The following is a 17941-nucleotide window of genomic DNA, read 5'->3' as shown; positions in this document are numbered from 1 at the left end:
CTCTAGATCATTTTCGAGAGTACCGTTCCCGCCAGCAGCTCCCCAAGCGTCTTATCCAGCGGCAGCGGCTTGTTGCCCAGGCAGGTGCGGAGCGCGGTCAGCAGCACACGGACATCATATTTGCTGGGATGGACCGGAATCACTTCTTTGTCCAGCGCCAGCAGATTATAGACGGCCATCATTGCGGAGCGGACCGAATACTCCACGGTGAATACGCAGTCGTCCGGCACTTCGGCGAACTGGCCGAGGAAGGCCAGATTCACACTGCCCTGCGGCACGACCTGCGGACGGTCACCAAGAACGCGCGGCATGAACTGCGCAGTGATATAAGGCATCATACAAGGGATGACGTTAGTGGTATGCTCCAGAATCCCGGGAATGCGGTCCGCAAGACCCATATGGTAGCACAGTTCCTCCAGCAGCTCGCGTCCGGTGCAGTCGCTCATTTTTTTCTTAATATAGTCGCCTTCGGCATCCGGGAACAGGCCATACGCCCACAGTACCTTCACATTGTCCGGCTGATTGATGAAATGCGGCTGCTTCGGTGCGGTCCAGGACATCATCCACCTGGAGTCTTTGATCGTGACCACGCCGCCCATGCCGGGAGCATCACCCGTCAGCTCCAGCAGATAAGGGAATACAATCTCATCATCGGTAAAAGTCATTGTGAACGACAGCCATTTGGACTTGTCGATATCCCCGCAGAACACTTCAGGGCGGCCGAAATCCGGGGATTTGGCAGCAAGCTTCTCCCAGAGGCTCCAGCACCCGCGTTCAGTAACGGACCGGTTCAGCACCGCCGGGTGGTCCAGATCGCCAAGGGTAGAATTCTCTGTCATTGAGCCGTTCGTGACCATGACCAGATCCCCGCGTGTCACCGGAATCGTCTTCGGGGAACCATTAACCTGCACCTGAATCGCGGTTACAACCTTCTCATCGCCGCTCATACTAAGCTCCAGATCCGTAACCTCATGCCCTTTGTCAAAATGAACGCCCTCACGCTCCAGCCATTTTATCAGCGGCAGGATCAGCGAGTCGAACTGGTTGTATTCGGTGTGCAAAATTCCTTTCAGCTGGTTCATCCCGGAGATCAGGTGCATGAACCGCTCCATATAACGCTTCACCTCTACCACACTATGCCAATTCTCGAAGGCGAACATGGAGCGCCAGAAATACCAGAAATTCGTCTCCAGGAAGCTCGGGTCAAAAAACTGCTCAATCGTCACCGCGCCCAGTCTCTCTTCGGTAGCCAGCGTAAGCTTACCTAATTGCAGCGCATGTGCGGTAGAGAGCCCAAGTGATGAGAAGTCGGCGGGGGTGCCTTGCTTTTCAACCAAACGGCAATGCGATTCAATCGGTTCAGCCAGGTTGAGCTCCCGGAATTCATCCAGCACCGTCCGGTCCGGATTGGTCAGGGAAGGGATGAAGCCGAACAGCTCCATGAAGCACTCGAAGTGCTCTTCAATCTCGCGTCCGCCCCGGGCGCTGTAGCCGTCCTTGGCATTGCCCGCCCCGTCCATGGAACCGCCGTATACAGCTGATTGCTCCAGAATATGAATATTCCGGCCGGGCATATGCCCGTCACGGATCAGGAATGCCGCCGCCGACAGGGAGCCGATCCCTCCTCCGACGAGATAAGCCTTGCGTGAAGCGATGCCTTCCTGTACCTGCGGATGAATTCTTTGATATGTACCCATGTGTCCTCTTCCTTCCTTGATCAGGGGATAAGTGCCTGCTAACTGCCTTCACTATAACCGCCGTGAACCAGGGATTCTATGGACAGCCGGACGCAACTGTCCAGGGATTACACATCCGCCCGATATTGTGTCATAACTTCACCGGATGAACTGCAGACTGATAATGCTCAAGCCCCCGGGCAATGCATCCGTCCATAATCCGTGACACCTTGTCCACCACTCCGGCCGGATCTGTATTGGCCCCGGCTCTGAGCCAGTGGATCACCTGTTCAAGGATGGCCAGCGTGTAGAAATCGGCTATATCGAGTCTGGCCTGCATTCTCACAGGCTCCGGAATCTGCTCCTGTCCCGGCCACGCCTGCCCGTCCAGCTCCTCCACTACGCTGATCATGACGCGGTAAATCACTCCGTACAGGAATTGCTCCAGATGCTCGCGTCCCAGCGAATGGAAGGTATTCAGACAGATGGTTTTGTTATTTACGGTGTAACGCAGGACGCTTAAGAATCCTTGCTTCCAGCCCGCCCAGCAGCAGTATTGGTCCAGTCCTTCAATCACTTCTGACTTGTAGATCCAGCCGAGCAGCTCATAGATATCCTGAAAATGATTATAAAATGTATGGCGGGTCACCCCGCAATCCGCTGTGAGCTGCTGGATCGTTATTTTGTTCAGGGGCTTGGTGAGCATAAGCTTCTTCAGAGACCGGGCTAACGCGTTCTTCGTTAAGAGTGAATTGGACATCTCTGCCTCCTGTGAGCGCTTGGATTTGATATTCCAATTATAACCAATTGGGAGTTTGTTTTCATCCCGCCTGCTCCGCAGCTCTTGTTACTCCCGCTCCCCCAGCCGGACTGCATAGGTCTTGTATCCCGCTTCGCTAATCTCAAGGCAGTTCAACTGCTCCCCGTACACGCAGCCGCCGTCGATGCCTATTTTGTCGCCCAGCGGACTGAACCAGACACCTGCCCCGTCCTGCAGATCTACCGTAGAGGTATGCCCGAATACAACCGTCTTCTCCGTAGAAGTTACAGGATGATTGTAGAAAGGCTCCCGAATCCAGATAAAATCATACTCCCGCTGCATCCGCCAGTCGGCAAGGGAAGGATCAATACCCGCATGAACGAACAGATGGGTCTCCGTCTCATAGTAGTATGGCAACGAACCCAGGAAATCCAGATGCTCCTTATACTCCGTACGCATGAACCGCTTCATCTCCGTGTAATCCTTCCAGCCTGAATCCGGGTGCAGCAGCACCGAATCCCGCCCTCCGCAGTAGCTCAGAAGGGTGTGGAATCCCCCATTGGTTATCCAGTGGGTATCCCGCTTATCATCCTCTCCCGCCAGCGCATCGCAGGCCATCTGATCATGGTTGCCCCGCAGCACAATCACCCCTTCCGCTTCGGCAAGCCGCTTCACCTGTTCCACGACCGCTCTGCTGTCCGGGCCTCTGTCCACATAATCGCCCAGCAGGATCAATTGATCCCTGGAGGGGTTATACTCCGCCCGCCGGAGCAGCAGGCCGAATTCCTCTATACAGCCGTGAATGTCACTGATCACTAATGTTCTGATGCCGCTCTCCTCCTTCTTCACTTGTAACTGTCTTGACCTGGAGTATTCATTATACTATATAGGCATAAAAAAGAGGTTCACCCGCCAAGCGTTCAGCTTAGCAGGGAAACCTCCTGGTTACATTCTATTCCATCCGCGCGGATGACGGGTGCTGTACCGGCCGTTCCGCAGCACGGTTCCAGCGCCAGGGGGTGTCATGCCCCTCCAGATGCAGGCCGCCGTACCATTCATCGATACTTTGCAGGTGTAACCGGTCGGCTGCTCCGGCCAACACCTGCTCTCCCCATGCAGTCAGCGTAACGCTGCGGTTCAGGAATTCCGGTACTTCCCTGTAGTCTGTAAGCTCTGCCGCACCGTCAATCTCAAGCAGAGGCTTCGTCCCGGCCGTCAGTGTGCGCAGGATCTTCCAGTATTCCGTATCACCCATGCCAAGCCGGTGCAGCTCATCCGTCACCTGGCGGAACAGCTTAAGCGGCGTATCCATTCCGTTAGCTACAGCTTGGAGAGTGGTCTGTTCGACGATCCCGAGACCGTTCTCTACAGAAGGCAGACGGGAGAGGTGGGCCTTGAAGGCATCATAGGCAAAAGCAAGCGCGCCCGCAGCCAGCTCCTCCCGCTTCGCCGCAAGCAGGTCTGCGAGCTTCCGGGGATCGGCAGCGGCATAGGCCTCCCACAGCAGGCTTCCCAGCTGCAGCTCCTTGCGGCTTATATTCCGCCAGGTTCCCGGCAGGGTACTCAGCTGAGCTTCCGTCAGCTGTCCCAGACCATGGAACAGCTCAATCCCGGGGAATTCTCCGATGCAGAGCAGGCTCAGCTTCGTGTTGCCCAGCTTTTGCCCATTGAACCAGTGTAATAGATAGGCCAGCATACTCTGGTCGAACAGATCATGCTCGAACCATAGCACCACCTCATCATACTGGCGGAATCCGCTAATCCTCCGCTCCTGCTCCGCACAGCCCGCCAGATATTCAGCCGCCGGAATGCCCATCGTGGCCTGTAGCACCTCCGCCCGCAGCAGCCGGTTCTGCTCTTCCGCCGGATCGATGAATACCGGTCCCGCCGAATAGATCTCTCTCCACACCAGCACCTCCCCCTGGACAATCCCCTGCTTCAGCTTGTCTCCCACCGTGTCACCATTCACAATATGCAGCATTCGCTGTCCTCCCTCATGTAACAAATGAAATGCAGCCGCCAGATCGACAACAGGCAATGCCCCCTTCAGCTTGCGTCTGCCGTCATACAACCTTTTCTTCAGCGTACCCGCCGGAATTCCCAGATAGACGGAGATCTCCGGCAGCGAATATCCATAGAAGTAGAACAGTTGCAGCGGTACCCGCAGCTTGGCAGACAATTCCGACACTGACCTGTGGAGCACCTGTGTCCATTCCCGGTATTCAACAATCTCCGCTGCGCCGGGAGAAGAGCCCGCGACATGCACCGCTGCCTCCAGAGGCAGCAGGGCTTGACGCTTACGCCGCAGCAGCCGGTGACACTGCCTGACCACAATGGTTTTGAACCATCCCGGAAACGCCGCAGGCTCCTGCAGGCTGGCAAGGTTCATATACGCCTCCAGCAAGGATTCCTGTACCGCGTCTTCCGCAAGCTGCACATCTCCCAGCCTGTCGTAGGCCACTACGTAAGCCATCCCACGGACATGCCCGCTAAGCTGCCGGAAGGCTTCGGCATCGCCCTTCTGCGCCTTTTCAATCCAATGCAGCATACGTCTGCAAACCTCATTTCTGTATTTTTATCGTGTTCTAATGATAAGTGCCGATTCGGGAGGAAAAGGTTACAAAGAGGGTCCAGAATGTATTGACCAGTGTTAGATTTATATTTTGGAAAATTAAATTTGTAATGATTATATTTATTTAAATTAATTTCGAATGATATGTGTTACTATTATTTCATTTAGCCCAGCTCGGAGGCCAAGTCTGTTACCCTGAAGGATCTAGTGATACCCAAGGCCTATGTCAGCGAAGACAATACACTTTCGGGAGGCTTAATATTGAATCATAAACCGGGCAAGCTTTTTCTCTCTACACTAATGATAGTAACTGCACTATATTCTTCTGCCGGAACAGCTTTTGGCGCAGCAGCTCCTCAATTAACTGGAATCACAGGCCACTGGGCACAGAATGAAGTTACCGACTGGGTTGACAAAGGGCTCATTCAGGGATACGCCGACGGCAGCTTCAAACCGGACAATAGTCTGAAAAGATCAGAGTTCATGGCGCTCATCAACCGCGCCTTCGGATTCACCGAGACGGCACCTGTTGCCTATAAGGATCTCTCTACAAGCAACTGGGCCTACACCGAGGTTGCCAAAGCCGTGAAAGCCGGATATATCAGCGGATATTCAGATGGTACCATCGGTACCGGCAAGACGATCAGCAGACAGGAAGCCGCAGTGATTATCAACCGGTTATTGAAGCTGGATGCCGCGCAGACCGGCGCTCTTTTCAGCGATTCCAAGGATATTGCCGCCTGGGCACTGGATTCTGTCAACGCCGTGGCTGCCGCAGGAGTCATGAAGGGTTACTCCGAAGATAACAGCTTCAGACCCGGCAGAGATATTACCCGTGCGGAAGCCGTAGTGTCCTTAACGCGCACCAAAGTTATTGAGGAAGCTCCGGCCAATACTCCTGGAAATGTTGGAGGCACCCCTTCAGCAACCATCTCTCCAACAGCTAGTCCAACTGCCACACCAACTGCTACACCTACGCCTGTCCGGAGCACCTATGTCCCTTCCGATCCAACGGCTACTCCTACAGCTACACCAGTAGCGACACCAACACCTGCAGTTACACCTACACCAGAACCTTCACCAGAACCTTCACCAGTTCCTACACCAGTTCCTACACCCACTCCTACTCCTGATCCGGGGGATACGTCAGCCCCTCTACTTACCAGTGTGACCCTTGGAGCGGTTACTGTAGGAGATAACGTGTACGGGACAAGCAACGAAGCGGGTTATTTGTACCTGGTTCCTTCCACAGTGGTCGGAACTACAACGGGGCTGGAGGATTCTATTCATGCTGCTCTGGGTAAAAAGCTGGCGGTAACCGCCTCCGTCTATTCCCCGCTGAATACACAGAGTCTGCCTGCCGGTCATTATGTTGTGTATGCTGTAGATGCCTCCGGCAATATCTCCGTCCCTTCCAGCACAATTGAGGTTAGAGCGATTGAACTGACTATAGGGCTTCCTGCCTCCTTGACAGTGTCCAAAACCTATGACGGCACTGCTTCAGCAGCTGTAACCGCGAATTCGCTGACCGGTGTGCTGAGCGGTGACGATGTTAATGTTCATGCCTCTGCTGCCTACAACAGCGCGGCGCTTGGGGTGAACAAGACGATAACCGTTACCTATTCATTAAGCGGAGCCCAGGCAGCCAGCTATATCGCACCTGCTCCCTATATCGTGAATACGGGCAGCATCGCACTCCATCCGTTAACCATCGAAGCTCCGAATTTGACCTTGGCGAAGTTCAAGGACGGAACCACGGCAGCAGCGGTGATTCCCGGACAGCTTATGGGGGTAGTTCCCGGAGAAGATGTCACTGTGAGCGCCGTTGCCAACTATGACACATCAGCCGTTGGGACGAACAAGACCATAACTGTAGTCTATACGCTTAGCGGAGCAGATGCGGGCAATTATATTGCACCTGCGAGCTACATTGTCACCAACGGGGAGATTGACCGGGATCAGATCACACGCTCCAGAGTCTATGACGGAACGACTGCGGCAGCGGTAATCGTTGGTGCGGTAAACGGTATCATCGACGGGGATGATGTGACTGTGCATGCCTCCGGGACCTATGACAGTCCTAATGTCGGTGTGGACAAAATCATCACCATCTCCTACACCTTAACAGGAGTAGATGCAGGTAACTATTTCCCACCTGTTAGCTATTCCATTAATACAGGTATTATCACAGCCTTACAGTTGGACATTACAGCACCCGTTCTCACAGAGTCTAAGCTCTATGACGGGAATACATCGGCCCAGATCACTCCAGGAACCCTGATCGGAGTGATTCCGGGGGATGATGTTACCGTCAGTGCAACCGCAACCTACAGCGATGCCGCTGCGGGCAGCGGCAAACTTATCACCGTGGTCTACACCTTATCCGGCGACGATGCCGGTAACTATGCGGCACCGGGGAATTATATGATTTCCACAGGTGTGATTGTAGCGCCTTAAGCAGAGATTTGTGAACATATGGTAAAAGATAAAAGCGTCCCGCGAGCCGCGAACTGGCTGGTTGGGGCGCTTTTGTTGTAATTGGTTGGGGTTGGATAAACTAGGCTACAAGTTAGCAATGAATTCTGGCGGAATATAGTCTGCGAGCCAGATATTATGATTTCCGTGATAGAACTTGATTCCTTCCTGTGCGGCCCGCCCGGCATCGATGGTTAAGATCACAGGACTTGAGTCCTTTCGTCCTCCCACCAGCTTCGCTGTATCCATATCCACCGAGAAATGAACATACTGCCTCTTCATGGGTTTCAGTCCTTCGTGCAGAATCGTCTCCACCCATTGCCTGGCTGTACCGTGGTACAGAATGGGGGGCGGAGTTTCATTTTGCTTGATTATTTTTTGCGGGACAGAGTGACCATACAGCGCCCTGATTCTGCCCTCCGCAAGCTCATGCCGCTGCTTATCCGATGCTGCGATCATCTTGTCCAGATCCTCTGCACCGACCGATTCCCACTTCTTGTCCTGATGCAGCGAGTGGAGCAGTTGCTCGATATCCACCCATCCCTGTGCATCCAATTCCAGTTCATATTCCCACGGTGCGTGACGCAGGGCGTAGGAGACCTCTTTGCTGAGCTTTGCATAATCCATCTGTGTTTAGCCCTCCATAGTCATTTAGCATTGTTGTCAGTATTCAAAATCAACGATTGTTACGAGTTTAGCCTAGTTTAGCATATGTGAAGCTTCCGGTATAACCATGCGCAAGGCCATAGGCGTGCTCCGTCAACAAGCAAAGAGGACTGAGATTCCGCTATGCCTGCGTATGAGCCGGATATGCCGGAGCACGCGGACTCAGAATCCGCTATGTGACCAGATTCCGCTTGATCAGGAGCCGAAAAGACAAGATAACGGAATCTCAGTCCGTTTCAGGCTCAAAAAGAGACGTTTCGGCCAAATAAGGGAATCTGAGTCCGGTTCGTACAATGATCGGCAGTAGGGGGCATGTTCTCACTTTGAGTGCACGCAAAAAGCCGCCCCTCTAGGAGGCGGCTCCCTTGCACCCGTCACTGTACATCACATACTTAACTCTTGCTAAGCACCACAGCTAACCCGACTGCTGTATCGGACTTACGGAGCTGCGGCAGTATCAGCCGAGACGCGCTGTAACTTCCACCCTTACTGCGCAATCTGCTCGCGGATGTTCGCGAGGATCTTCTTCTCCAGCCTCGACACCTGCACCTGCGAGATGCCGAGGCGGCTGGCGACTTCCGACTGGGTCTGATCACGGTAATAGCGCAGATACACGATCAGACGCTCGCGCTCGGTTAGCGCACCGATGGCCTCGTTCAAGGCCAGCTTGTCGAACCAGCGCTCCTGCGACTCGTCGGCGATCTGGTCGATCAGCGTGATCGGATCGCCATCGTTCTCGAAGACGGTCTCGTGGATCGAAGTCGGCGGCTTGTTGGCTTCCTGGGCGAAGACGATTTCTTCAGGCGTGACGCCCAGCGCTTCGGCCACTTCACCGATGGTCGGGAGGCGGTCGAGCGTTTTGGACATCTCATCCTTCATCTTGCGCACCTTGTTGGCCATCTCCTTCAGCGAGCGGCTGACCTTGAGCGTGCCGTCATCGCGGAGGAACCGCTGGATCTCGCCGATAATCATCGGCACCGCATAGGTGGAGAACTTGACCTCATAGCTGAGGTCGAATTTATCAACGGACTTCAGCAGTCCGATACAGCCGATCTGGAACAAATCATCCGGTTCATATCCGCGGTTCATAAACCGCTGCACCACCGACCAGACGAGGCGGATATTGCAGTTGACCAGCGTGTCGCGGGCCGTATGGTCCCCGGCTTGACTGAGCGCGATTAGACGTTTGACCTCCGCATCGTCCAAATAGGTCGGCGGAGCTTTTTTTGCTTCTGCATCCATGGCTCCAACCCCTAATTGTATAAAGCTTTTTTCGAGACGATGGTTTTCTTCATGGAGATTGAGGTTCCGCGTCCCGGTTCGCTGATAACCTCGAATTCATCCATGAAATTCTCCATAATGGTGAAGCCCATACCTGACCGCTCCAGCTCCGGCTTCGAGGTATACAGCGGCTGCTGGGCCAGCTCCAGATCCTCAATGCCCCGGCCCTTATCCTCAATCGTCAGATGCACGGTCTCATTCTCAAGCGAAGCGGATATGCTGACAACGCCTGCGGGATCACTGTCATAACCGTGAATAATACAATTGGTGACGGCCTCCGAGACTACCGTCTTCAGGTCATTCAGCTCCTCCATCGTCGGGTCGAGCCGGGAGACAAAGGCAGCCACTACCACACGTGCAAACGATTCATTCTCCGACAGCGCGGCAAACTGGACACTCATGAAGTTACGAGCTTCGCTACTAGTCATAACGCGACCTCCAAATCCGAGAGTGCAGCGCTCTCGTCGTCATATAGGGGCATGATTTTGAACAGGCCCGACATTTCCAGCAGGCGCTTCACAGGCGCTGTGGCATCGCAGACTGCCATTTTGCCGCCCTTACTGCGGATCAGCTTGTACCGCCCCAGAATCACTCCGAGACCCGAGCTGTCCATGAACTGCAGCTCCTTGAGACTCAGGATCAGATGCTCCACCTGGCCCCGCATAATCGCTTCATCCATATCCATACGTACATAATCGGCTGCGTGATGGTCCAGTTCCCCGGACAACCGGACAATCAGCACACCCCGGTGATGCTCCATCTCCACATGAGAATTCATGCTTGCCACTCTCCTCTTCGTTGCTTGGACAACCGCCCTGTAACTATTTCTTTCCCCTACAAGGACAAGGTTTCTACACCGCAATTGAGGATTCCTGCCTCACGACAAAACTAGAAGAAAACCCCTAAGAACTTACACAAAGCCCCTGGTTCAATCTACAAAATGCAAGAAATTAATCATTCGTAAACATAGCGCCCGTTGCCCGCTTGAACAGCTTCCACCAGCCCGCCTTGGCTACTGTTTCGCCTGCCTTCAGCTCGTATTCCTTCAGGACACCGGTTCCCTGGTAGACCACCAGCTTGCCGACCGTCTGGCCTTCGGCCACCGGAGCCTTCACCTGCTCATTCAGCACCAGCTCATGGCGGATCCCCTCCTGGGTTACTCCTTTGCGGAGCAGGACACTATAGTCTTCCTTCGCCACCAGCGGGAGCTGCGACTTCACGCCCTTCTCAATCCTCACCGTGCCGATGGTGTCGCCTTCCTTGTGAATCGTATGCAATTTATATTGGGAAAAGAGGTAGTCGAACATCGCCGAGACCTCGCTGTTGCGGGTCTTGGTGTTCGGCTCGCCCAGCACCACTGCTACAGCGCGCAGGCCGTCTCTGGCCGCTGTCGCCGACAGGCAGAACTTCGCTTCGGACGTATATCCCGTCTTCAGCCCGTCAGCTCCCGTGTAGAACCGCACCAGCTTGTTGGTGTTGACCAGCCAGAACGGCTTGGTGGAATCCTTGCGCAGGTAATCCTGATAAGAGCCGGTGTATTTGATAATCTGCTCATGCTTCAGCAGCTCCCGGCTGATGACGGCAATATCATGCGCGGAGGAATAATGATTCGCAGCCGGCAGGCCGTTGCAGTTGGCGAAATGAGTATCCTTCAGGCCCAGGTCCTGCGCCTTCTGGTTCATGAGATCGACGAAGGCGCTCTCCGAGCCGGCGATTTTCTCCGCCATAGCTACGGAAGCATCATTGCCGGAGGCCATCGCGATGCCCTTCAGCATATCGTCAACCGTCATTTCTTCACCCGGCTCCAGAAAAATCTGCGAACCGCCCATCGATGCCGCATACTCGCTGGTCCGAACCTTGTCGGTCAGCTGCAGTTTGCCCTCGTCCAGCGCCTCCACCGTCAGCAGCATGGTCATAATCTTGGTAATACTGGCCGGCGGAAGTTTATCATGGCTGTTCTTCTCATAGATGACCGTGCCCGTGCTGGCATCCATGAGAATGGCAGAACGCGCCCCCGGCGCCAGCTCCGCCGCCGCCCCTCCGGCATTGCCGGAATTTGCGGTGCCTTTGGCTTTTTCCTCGGCCCAGGCTCCGGTAGCGCCTCCCAGAACCGATACAGCAATGCACAGCACAAGCGTAACATAACGAATTTTCCTCACAATGGTTCCCCTCCTGAACTTAACCTTCATTTCACAGGTACTGTGTTCCAGTTTCGTCAGAATCGCAGGAAATTATTCCATTTCACGCACAAAAAAAAGGGCTTCCCCCGGTATCTTCACAGATCCTTGAGAAAGCCCCTTTCCGGTACTGCTATGATAGCCTAGCCGCCGATAGCCAAAGCGCTGAAAATTACAGGTCCCACCACTGTAGCAACGGAGCCGACATCCTGGTTCTCTACAATCAGCTGATAGTTCTGGACCCCGGCCGGAACGTTGACATCTACCATATGCAGCGAAATAATACCGTCGTCATTGAAATTCTCCTCCAGCTCTGTCCGAGCGTAGAAGATTTCTGTACCTGCCCGCCAGATGCGGACCAGCACATTGGGCGTATCCAGCGTAACATCCACGCCGATGGTAGCTTTCAGTTCAACCTTATTGGGAAAATGTCCTGGAACTGCGGGATCGATATAAACCGATGTCCCTGCAATCTGTATCCCTGCCGGAGAAATGGGAACAGGTATGGAGACCCCGTTAGTAATAGGTGTAACTACGGATGCGTTATAATCCAACAGTGTTTTGGCCACGCATGATCACTCCTTTTCATATTCTACTAAAGTATATGAAAGATATGAAAAAGAGCTTGTGCATTTCTATCACTAGTATCACCTATTTATCTAGCGTGCGTTGCTATAATTCACTGCCGGACGGCTGCCGCCCTTATGCCCGAGATACAGTCTGGACAATAGAGGAGAACGTACCGCCCAAGTGGCGGCCAGCAGCGGCACCCCCACTCCGATCAGCGTAAAGGGCAACAGCCCGTAATCCGTCCCGAGGAGATATTTGAGCCCGTAATTCAAAGGCAAATGCAGGTACATAATCGCAATGGAATTGCGTCCCAGACTGCCCATCCAGTCCAGCGGCACAAGCTTCGAGAGACGGTACACAGCGGCGCAGATAGTCAATGAGATGAGTAGCGGCACGGCCAGATCGAGCAGCAGCGAAGTATACTCCTTGTATTTCATATTCAGGCTGTATTGAAGGACACCTGTCCGCTCCAGCAGCAGCACAAGAACACATAATGGAAGCAGCACCGGCAGCGCCGAATAGCGGCGGATTAGCGCAGGGATGGCCTGTTTGCCGTAGAATCCGATCGCATAATAAGTAATGGCGAGCAAGGACACATCTGCATTCCAGGGAAGGTTGAAGTTCTTGAGCGAGGTCAGGGAGATGAGATGTGACAGGAGGTAAGCAGAAGCGATCAGGAGAAATTGCGTGCGGCGGGAATAACGGACAATGTATCCGAAGAGCAGTTGGGTGAACAGCAGGCAGGTGATGAACCAGAACACCCCGTAAGGACCCGTAAGTGACAGTCCCCCGTAGAGCAGTCTCGCTATATTCTCGGCGAACCCTTTTACATTGAAGTTGAACAGCAGCAACACTGCCGCAATCAGGAGTCCGTAGGCAAAATAGGGAGTCATCAGCCCCTTGGTCCGTTTGGCTGCCCAGCCCAAATACCGCCCGGGTTCAACCGGCTTAAATACAAGTCCGCTAAGCATAAAGAACAAAGGCATCCGGAACCAGGACAGATAATGATTCGCTGCCGCATCGCCGGAGTGGCCCATTACTACAAAAATAATACTGAATCCCTTGGCGGCATCAATCCATAATTGTCGTGGTTTGTTCACGTCTTCGTCCCATCTCCTCCCAAATCAGTTTTAATTTAAAGTAATTATAAAAGGGTTTGTTTTTATTTTCAAATTCCGATGAAATATTTCAGTGTTATTTCTGAAAGGATATTCACTTAACAACGGAGCAAACTCTGTAAAAATAAGTCATTCTGCCTAGACGGGAGACGTTGTCCCATCCGGGTAATAAATAGGGCTAAAGTCCGGCGGTGTTGCCGGTGACGTAGCAGGCAGGAAAAGCGTCTGGTATGGTGCGGGGAAGTAGGAGGCGGGATGCCAAATGTGATCGATTTTTTCGATTACATTTGGACCACACGTCTCCGCAGCGCCGAATGTGGTCGGTTTTCCGATTACATTTGGACCACGTGCCTCCGCAGCGCCGAATGTGGTCGGTTTTCCGATTACATTTGGACCACCTGCCTCCGCAGCGCCGAATGTGATCGGGTTTCCGATTACATTTGGACCACGCGCCTCCGCAGCTCCGAATGTAATCGGTTTTCCGATTACATTTGGACCACGCGCCTCCGCAGCTCCGAATGTGATCGGTTTTCCGATTACATTTGGACCACGCGCCTCCGCAGCGCCGAATGTGATCGGTTTTCCGATTACATTTGGACTACGTGCCTCCGCAGCGCCGAATGTGATCGGTTTTCCGATTACATTGGACCGCGCGCCTCCGCAGCTCCGAATGTGATCGGTTTTCCGATTACATTTGGACCACGCGCCTCCGCAGCTCCGAATGTGATCGGTTTCCGATTACATTTGGACCACACGTCTCCGCAGCGCCGAATGTGATCGGTTTTCCGATTACATTGGACCCGCGCAACTCCGCAGCACCGAATGTGATCGGTTTTTCGATTACATTTGGACCACGTGCCTCCGCAGCGCCGAATGTGGTCGGTTTTCCGATTACATTGGACCCACGCAACTCCGCAGCGCCGAATGTGATCGGTTTTCCGATTACATTTGGACTACGTGCCTGCGTGCGAACCCATTGTATGCTGTTTTCAGCATACATTCGGTCCACGGGCCTGTGTGTGAGCCTATTGTATGCTGTTTTCGGCATACATTCGGCCCACGGGCCTCCGTGCGAGAACAATGTATGCTGTTTTCCGCATCCAGCAAAAGCAAAGGGCCATCCGCTGCCGGATGGCCCCTCCTCACACTGCCCCTCTGCTTAATACAAATGACAGGCCGTCTGATGGCCTGAATCCAGCTCCCGCAGCACCGGCGCTTCCGACTTGCAGCGGTCCATCGCATGCGGACAGCGGGGGTGGAAGGCACAGCCTGTGGGCGGAGTCTCAGGGTTCGGAACATCCCCGGTCAGGACGATGCGCTGCTTTTTCAAGCCCGGATTCGGCACTGGAACGGCAGACATCAGCGCCTGCGTATACGGATGCAGCGGCTTCGCGAAGAGTGCCTTCGTCGGCGCCAGCTCGACAATCCGCCCTAGGTACATGACGGCCACCCGGTCGCTGATGAACTTCACGACTGACAGGTCATGCGAGATGAACATATAAGTGAGGCCGTATTGCTCCTGCAGATCCTGCATCAGATTCAGCACCTGGGCCTGGATGGAGACATCAAGTGCCGACACCGGCTCATCGCAGACAATGAACTTCGGGTTCAGCGCAAGCGCCCGGGCAATCCCGATCCGCTGCCGCTGGCCGCCGGAGAATTCATGGGGAAAACGGTGGGCCTGATAGGGGGACAGACCCACCACCTCCATCAGCTGCTCAACCCGGCTCTTCAGCTCTCCGGCGGGAGCTGATCCGTGGGTACGGAGCGGCTCCTCCAGAATGCGCTGGACGGTCCAGCGGGGGTCGAGCGAAGCGTAAGGGTCCTGGAACACCATTTGCATATCGGTACGGAACCTGCGGAGCTGCTCGGTATTCAGGCTGCGCACATCGGTGCCGCCGAACATAATCTCGCCTTCTGTCGGCTCAATCAGCCGCAGAATGGCCCGTCCGGTGGTCGACTTCCCGCAGCCGGATTCTCCGACCACAGCCAGCGTCTCTCCCTGCTCTACGGATAAGGTTATGCCGTCAACGGCTTTGACTGCACCTACCTGCTTAGAGAAGAAGCCCCGGCGGATCGGATAATGCTTCTTCAGATTGCGGACTTCCAGTAATGTGGTCATAGTACTCCCTCCTGCTGCAGGATACAGCGGCATGTGTGGCCCGGCTGTACCTCAAGCAGCTCCGGGAGCTGCTCCCGGCAGCGGTCCACCGCTACAGGACAGCGCGGCGCGAACCGGCAGCCGGGCGGCAGATTGGCCGGATTCGGCACCTGGCCCGGAATCGAGCTGAGGCGGTCCTCATCCCCCGCCAGCTGGGGCAGGGAAGCCAGCAGCCCTTGAGTATAGGGATGCAGCGGCTGGCTGTACAGGGTAGCCACATCCGTCTCCTCGACGATCTGACCCGCGTACATGATGACGACCCGGTCGCACATCTCGGCGACGACCCCCAGATCATGCGTGATCATCAGGATTGACATCCCCTCGTTCTTTTGCAAATCCCGCATCAGATCAAGGATCTGTGCCTGAATCGTCACATCCAGCGCTGTCGTCGGCTCATCGGCAATGAGCAATTGGGGGTTACAGATCATCGCCATCGCAATCATCACCCGCTGCCGCATCCCGCCGGAGAGCTGGTGGGCATACTGCTGGGCAATTTTCTCGGGGCGGGGAATTCCCACCTTGCGCAGCATCTCCACTGCCCGGGCGTCTGCTTCCTTCTTACTCAGCTTCAGATGGTAACGGGCAGATTCGGAGATCTGGCGCCCGATCTTGAACACCGGATTCAGCGAGGTCATCGGCTCCTGAAAAATCATCGCAATCCGGTTCCCCCGGATGCTCCGTACCTCATTCATGGACATCTCCAGCATATCCTTGCCCTCGAAGCGGATCTGGCCGGAAGCAATCCGGCTGATCCGCTTCGGCAGCAGCTGCATGATGGAGAGTGAGGTGATGCTTTTGCCGCAGCCGGATTCACCGACAATGCCCAGCGTCTCTCCCTTGCGCACTGACAGACTGATGCCGTCCACCGCACGGATCGTACCCGCCGCTGTCTGAAACTCGGTGCATAGCCCTGATACTTCCAGCAGTTCTGTCATGATTGCCCCTCCTTAAATATCCCTGCACAAATTAAAACTTGAAGCTTCGTCGTCACTGCGGTGAACATTTGGACTTCCGGCCGCTGCCCATCCCCAGATTTCTTGATTCAATCCGCTGTTCGCGGGTGAAATCCGGTGACAAAGCGGTCGCTACCGCTCCTTCAGTTCCAAATTTCCCCTCCGATTCTTTTGCTTTTTGTTTATTTCTTTAGTGCCTCTTATATAAATCGGTTCCCTTGTTGTGTAATTAGCTCTCTCTATCCTCTACACCCAGATATTTAAGCGCCGTCAAGGCATACACCTTCGCACACTGGATAATCTGCCAGACAGGAGCTTTCTCGTTGAAATTATGAATGGTTGACAGCTCGGCCGGGCCGTATTGCAGAACGGGAATGTTATGAGTGCGGAAATGACGTGCATCGCTGGAAGCCCATTGCAGCACACCGTAGGCTTCTTCCCCGCTCACCTCACAGATACTCTCAACCAGGTCCTTGACCACCGGCTCCTCATTGGAGGTCCAGTTGGCATTGCCCTGGAAGCCGAAGCCCTTGACCTCGGATTCAATGCCGGCTTCAAGCAGCAGGGAGCGGGCACGGTCCAGCACATCCCGATAGTCTACCCCGAACGGTACACGGGAATCGACCTGAATGGTGCAGCGGTCCGCCACTACGTTCACCTTGGTTCCGCCCTGAATCGTTCCGATGTTGACCGTCACATGGTCGAATACCTGATAGGCGAGGGAATCTTCTTCTTCGCTGCCCTTCACGTAATCCTGCGAGATGCGAATAATCTCCTTAACTTCCTCGGGAATGTCCACTTTGATATCCCATAGCCGCTGTAAGGCTTCAATCCCTTTGGCGGCCTTCACAATGGCGCTGTCTCCAACCACAGGCGACAAGCTGCCGTGACCCGGTGTGCCTTCCACGGTGAATTCGAACCAGCAGCTGCCCTTTTGCCCAATGGTGGGGTTCAGCGGGCCGGAAGGCTCGGCAATCACAGCGGCGGTTCCGGTAATCAGGCCGCGCTCCAGCACCCAGGGAACCCCGAGATGACCGCCGGTCTCTTCATCTGGCACGATCAGCAGGGAGAGATCCCCTTGCAGCGGAACGCCCAGCTTCGACAGCAGCGCAGTAACGTAGATTAACCCGGCCAGGCCCGCTTTCATATCCGAAGCCCCTCTGCCCAGCAGATAGCCGTCCACAATATCGCCGCAGAAGGGATCGAAATCCCAGCGCGAGCGGTCTCCCGCCGGAACGACATCGGTATGTCCGCAGTAAATCAGCTTTTTGCCGGTGCGCTCCTCCGCTCCTGCACCCAGTGTGGACACCAGATTGAACATCGTTTCGGTGGCCGGATAGATCGCGGTATCGATACCGGCTTCTTTCAGATAACCAATAATATAAGCGCTGATCTCCCGTGAATCGCCCGGCGGATTCTCCGAAGGGTAACGGATCAGCTGAGAGCAGAGCGCAAGCAGCTCCTCCTGCCCGGCATCAATGGCCTCCAGCACCTTGCTTTTCCAGTCCGTCATGGGTTACGAATTCTCCTTT

Annotated in this window: 16 protein-coding genes; 2 read left to right on the top strand and 14 right to left on the bottom strand. The window is 54.6% G+C overall.

Annotated features, from left to right (window positions below; all coding sequences use genetic code 11):
• Nucleotides 1–2 precede the first annotated feature (2 nt).
• The 4 genes from NSS64_RS07805 to NSS64_RS07790 form a co-directional block, all read right to left on the bottom strand.
• Nucleotides 3–1697: an oleate hydratase gene (locus NSS64_RS07805; protein WP_341139769.1), complete on the bottom strand. Its 1695-nt coding sequence runs from the start codon at nucleotides 1695–1697 to the stop codon at nucleotides 3–5.
• 130 nt (nucleotides 1698–1827) lie between these two features.
• Nucleotides 1828–2436 carry a TetR/AcrR family transcriptional regulator C-terminal domain-containing protein gene (locus NSS64_RS07800; protein WP_076084289.1) on the bottom strand — a complete coding sequence of 203 codons (609 nt, stop codon included), beginning with the start codon at nucleotides 2434–2436 and terminating at the stop codon, nucleotides 1828–1830.
• 87 nt (nucleotides 2437–2523) lie between these two features.
• Entirely contained in the window at nucleotides 2524–3285 is a 762-nt protein-coding gene (locus tag NSS64_RS07795) for a metallophosphoesterase family protein (protein WP_341139768.1), read from the bottom strand.
• A 103-nt stretch (nucleotides 3286–3388) separates the two neighbouring features.
• Nucleotides 3389–4984: a sigma-70 family RNA polymerase sigma factor gene (locus NSS64_RS07790; RefSeq protein WP_341139767.1), complete on the bottom strand. Its 1596-nt coding sequence runs from the start codon at nucleotides 4982–4984 to the stop codon at nucleotides 3389–3391.
• A 285-nt stretch (nucleotides 4985–5269) separates the two neighbouring features.
• Here NSS64_RS07790 and NSS64_RS07785 point away from each other — a divergent pair, with 285 nt between their 5' ends.
• Nucleotides 5270–7465, top strand: a complete 2196-nt coding sequence (locus NSS64_RS07785) for a YDG domain-containing protein (RefSeq protein ID WP_341139766.1) — start codon at nucleotides 5270–5272, stop codon at nucleotides 7463–7465.
• A gap of 105 nt (nucleotides 7466–7570) precedes the next feature.
• Here NSS64_RS07785 and NSS64_RS07780 read toward each other — a convergent pair whose 3' ends face one another.
• The 7 genes from NSS64_RS07780 to NSS64_RS07750 form a co-directional block, all read right to left on the bottom strand.
• Nucleotides 7571–8110: an RNA 2'-phosphotransferase gene (locus tag NSS64_RS07780; protein ID WP_341139765.1), complete on the bottom strand. Its 540-nt coding sequence runs from the start codon at nucleotides 8108–8110 to the stop codon at nucleotides 7571–7573.
• A gap of 525 nt (nucleotides 8111–8635) precedes the next feature.
• Complete coding sequence (gene sigF / locus NSS64_RS07775; RefSeq protein ID WP_076084301.1) at nucleotides 8636–9391, bottom strand: RNA polymerase sporulation sigma factor SigF; 756 nt, start codon at nucleotides 9389–9391, stop codon at nucleotides 8636–8638.
• An 11-nt stretch (nucleotides 9392–9402) separates the two neighbouring features.
• Nucleotides 9403–9858 carry an anti-sigma F factor gene (gene spoIIAB / locus NSS64_RS07770; RefSeq protein WP_036727460.1) on the bottom strand — a complete coding sequence of 152 codons (456 nt, stop codon included), beginning with the start codon at nucleotides 9856–9858 and terminating at the stop codon, nucleotides 9403–9405.
• Nucleotides 9855–10208 (bottom strand): anti-sigma F factor antagonist, encoded by a 354-nt coding sequence (spoIIAA, locus tag NSS64_RS07765; protein ID WP_036727462.1) that lies wholly within the window; start codon nucleotides 10206–10208, stop codon nucleotides 9855–9857. Before spoIIAA ends, spoIIAB begins: the two co-directional genes overlap by 4 nt.
• Before the next feature lie 172 nt (nucleotides 10209–10380).
• Nucleotides 10381–11619: a D-alanyl-D-alanine carboxypeptidase family protein gene (locus NSS64_RS07760; RefSeq protein WP_445667781.1), complete on the bottom strand. Its 1239-nt coding sequence runs from the start codon at nucleotides 11617–11619 to the stop codon at nucleotides 10381–10383.
• Nucleotides 11620–11750: 131 nt separating this feature from the next.
• Nucleotides 11751–12176: a hypothetical protein gene (locus tag NSS64_RS07755; RefSeq protein ID WP_339310445.1), complete on the bottom strand. Its 426-nt coding sequence runs from the start codon at nucleotides 12174–12176 to the stop codon at nucleotides 11751–11753.
• 90 nt (nucleotides 12177–12266) lie between these two features.
• A complete protein-coding gene (locus NSS64_RS07750) occupies nucleotides 12267–13277 on the bottom strand; it encodes an acyltransferase family protein (protein ID WP_341139764.1) in 1011 nt (336 codons plus the stop codon).
• Between the two features lie 334 nt (nucleotides 13278–13611).
• Here NSS64_RS07750 and NSS64_RS07745 point away from each other — a divergent pair, with 334 nt between their 5' ends.
• Complete coding sequence (locus NSS64_RS07745; RefSeq protein ID WP_341139763.1) at nucleotides 13612–13971, top strand: hypothetical protein; 360 nt, start codon at nucleotides 13612–13614, stop codon at nucleotides 13969–13971.
• 483 nt (nucleotides 13972–14454) lie between these two features.
• Here the strand turns inward: NSS64_RS07745 and NSS64_RS07740 are convergent, their stop codons facing one another.
• From NSS64_RS07740 to NSS64_RS07730, 3 genes are all read right to left on the bottom strand, one after another.
• Nucleotides 14455–15417 (bottom strand): ABC transporter ATP-binding protein, encoded by a 963-nt coding sequence (locus NSS64_RS07740; protein WP_340939548.1) that lies wholly within the window; start codon nucleotides 15415–15417, stop codon nucleotides 14455–14457.
• Entirely contained in the window at nucleotides 15414–16391 is a 978-nt protein-coding gene (locus tag NSS64_RS07735) for an ABC transporter ATP-binding protein (protein ID WP_341139762.1), read from the bottom strand. Before NSS64_RS07735 ends, NSS64_RS07740 begins: the two co-directional genes overlap by 4 nt.
• Before the next feature lie 247 nt (nucleotides 16392–16638).
• Entirely contained in the window at nucleotides 16639–17922 is a 1284-nt protein-coding gene (locus NSS64_RS07730; protein WP_341139761.1) for a M20 family metallopeptidase, read from the bottom strand.
• Nucleotides 17923–17941: the final 19 nt, after the last annotated feature.

It is taken from the genome of Paenibacillus sp. FSL H8-0122 (assembly GCF_038005345.1).
In the GTDB taxonomy this organism is placed as follows: domain Bacteria; phylum Bacillota; class Bacilli; order Paenibacillales; family Paenibacillaceae; genus Paenibacillus_AQ.
Note: the sequence above shows the minus strand (reverse complement) of the source record. Positions and strands in the feature narration are given on the sequence as shown.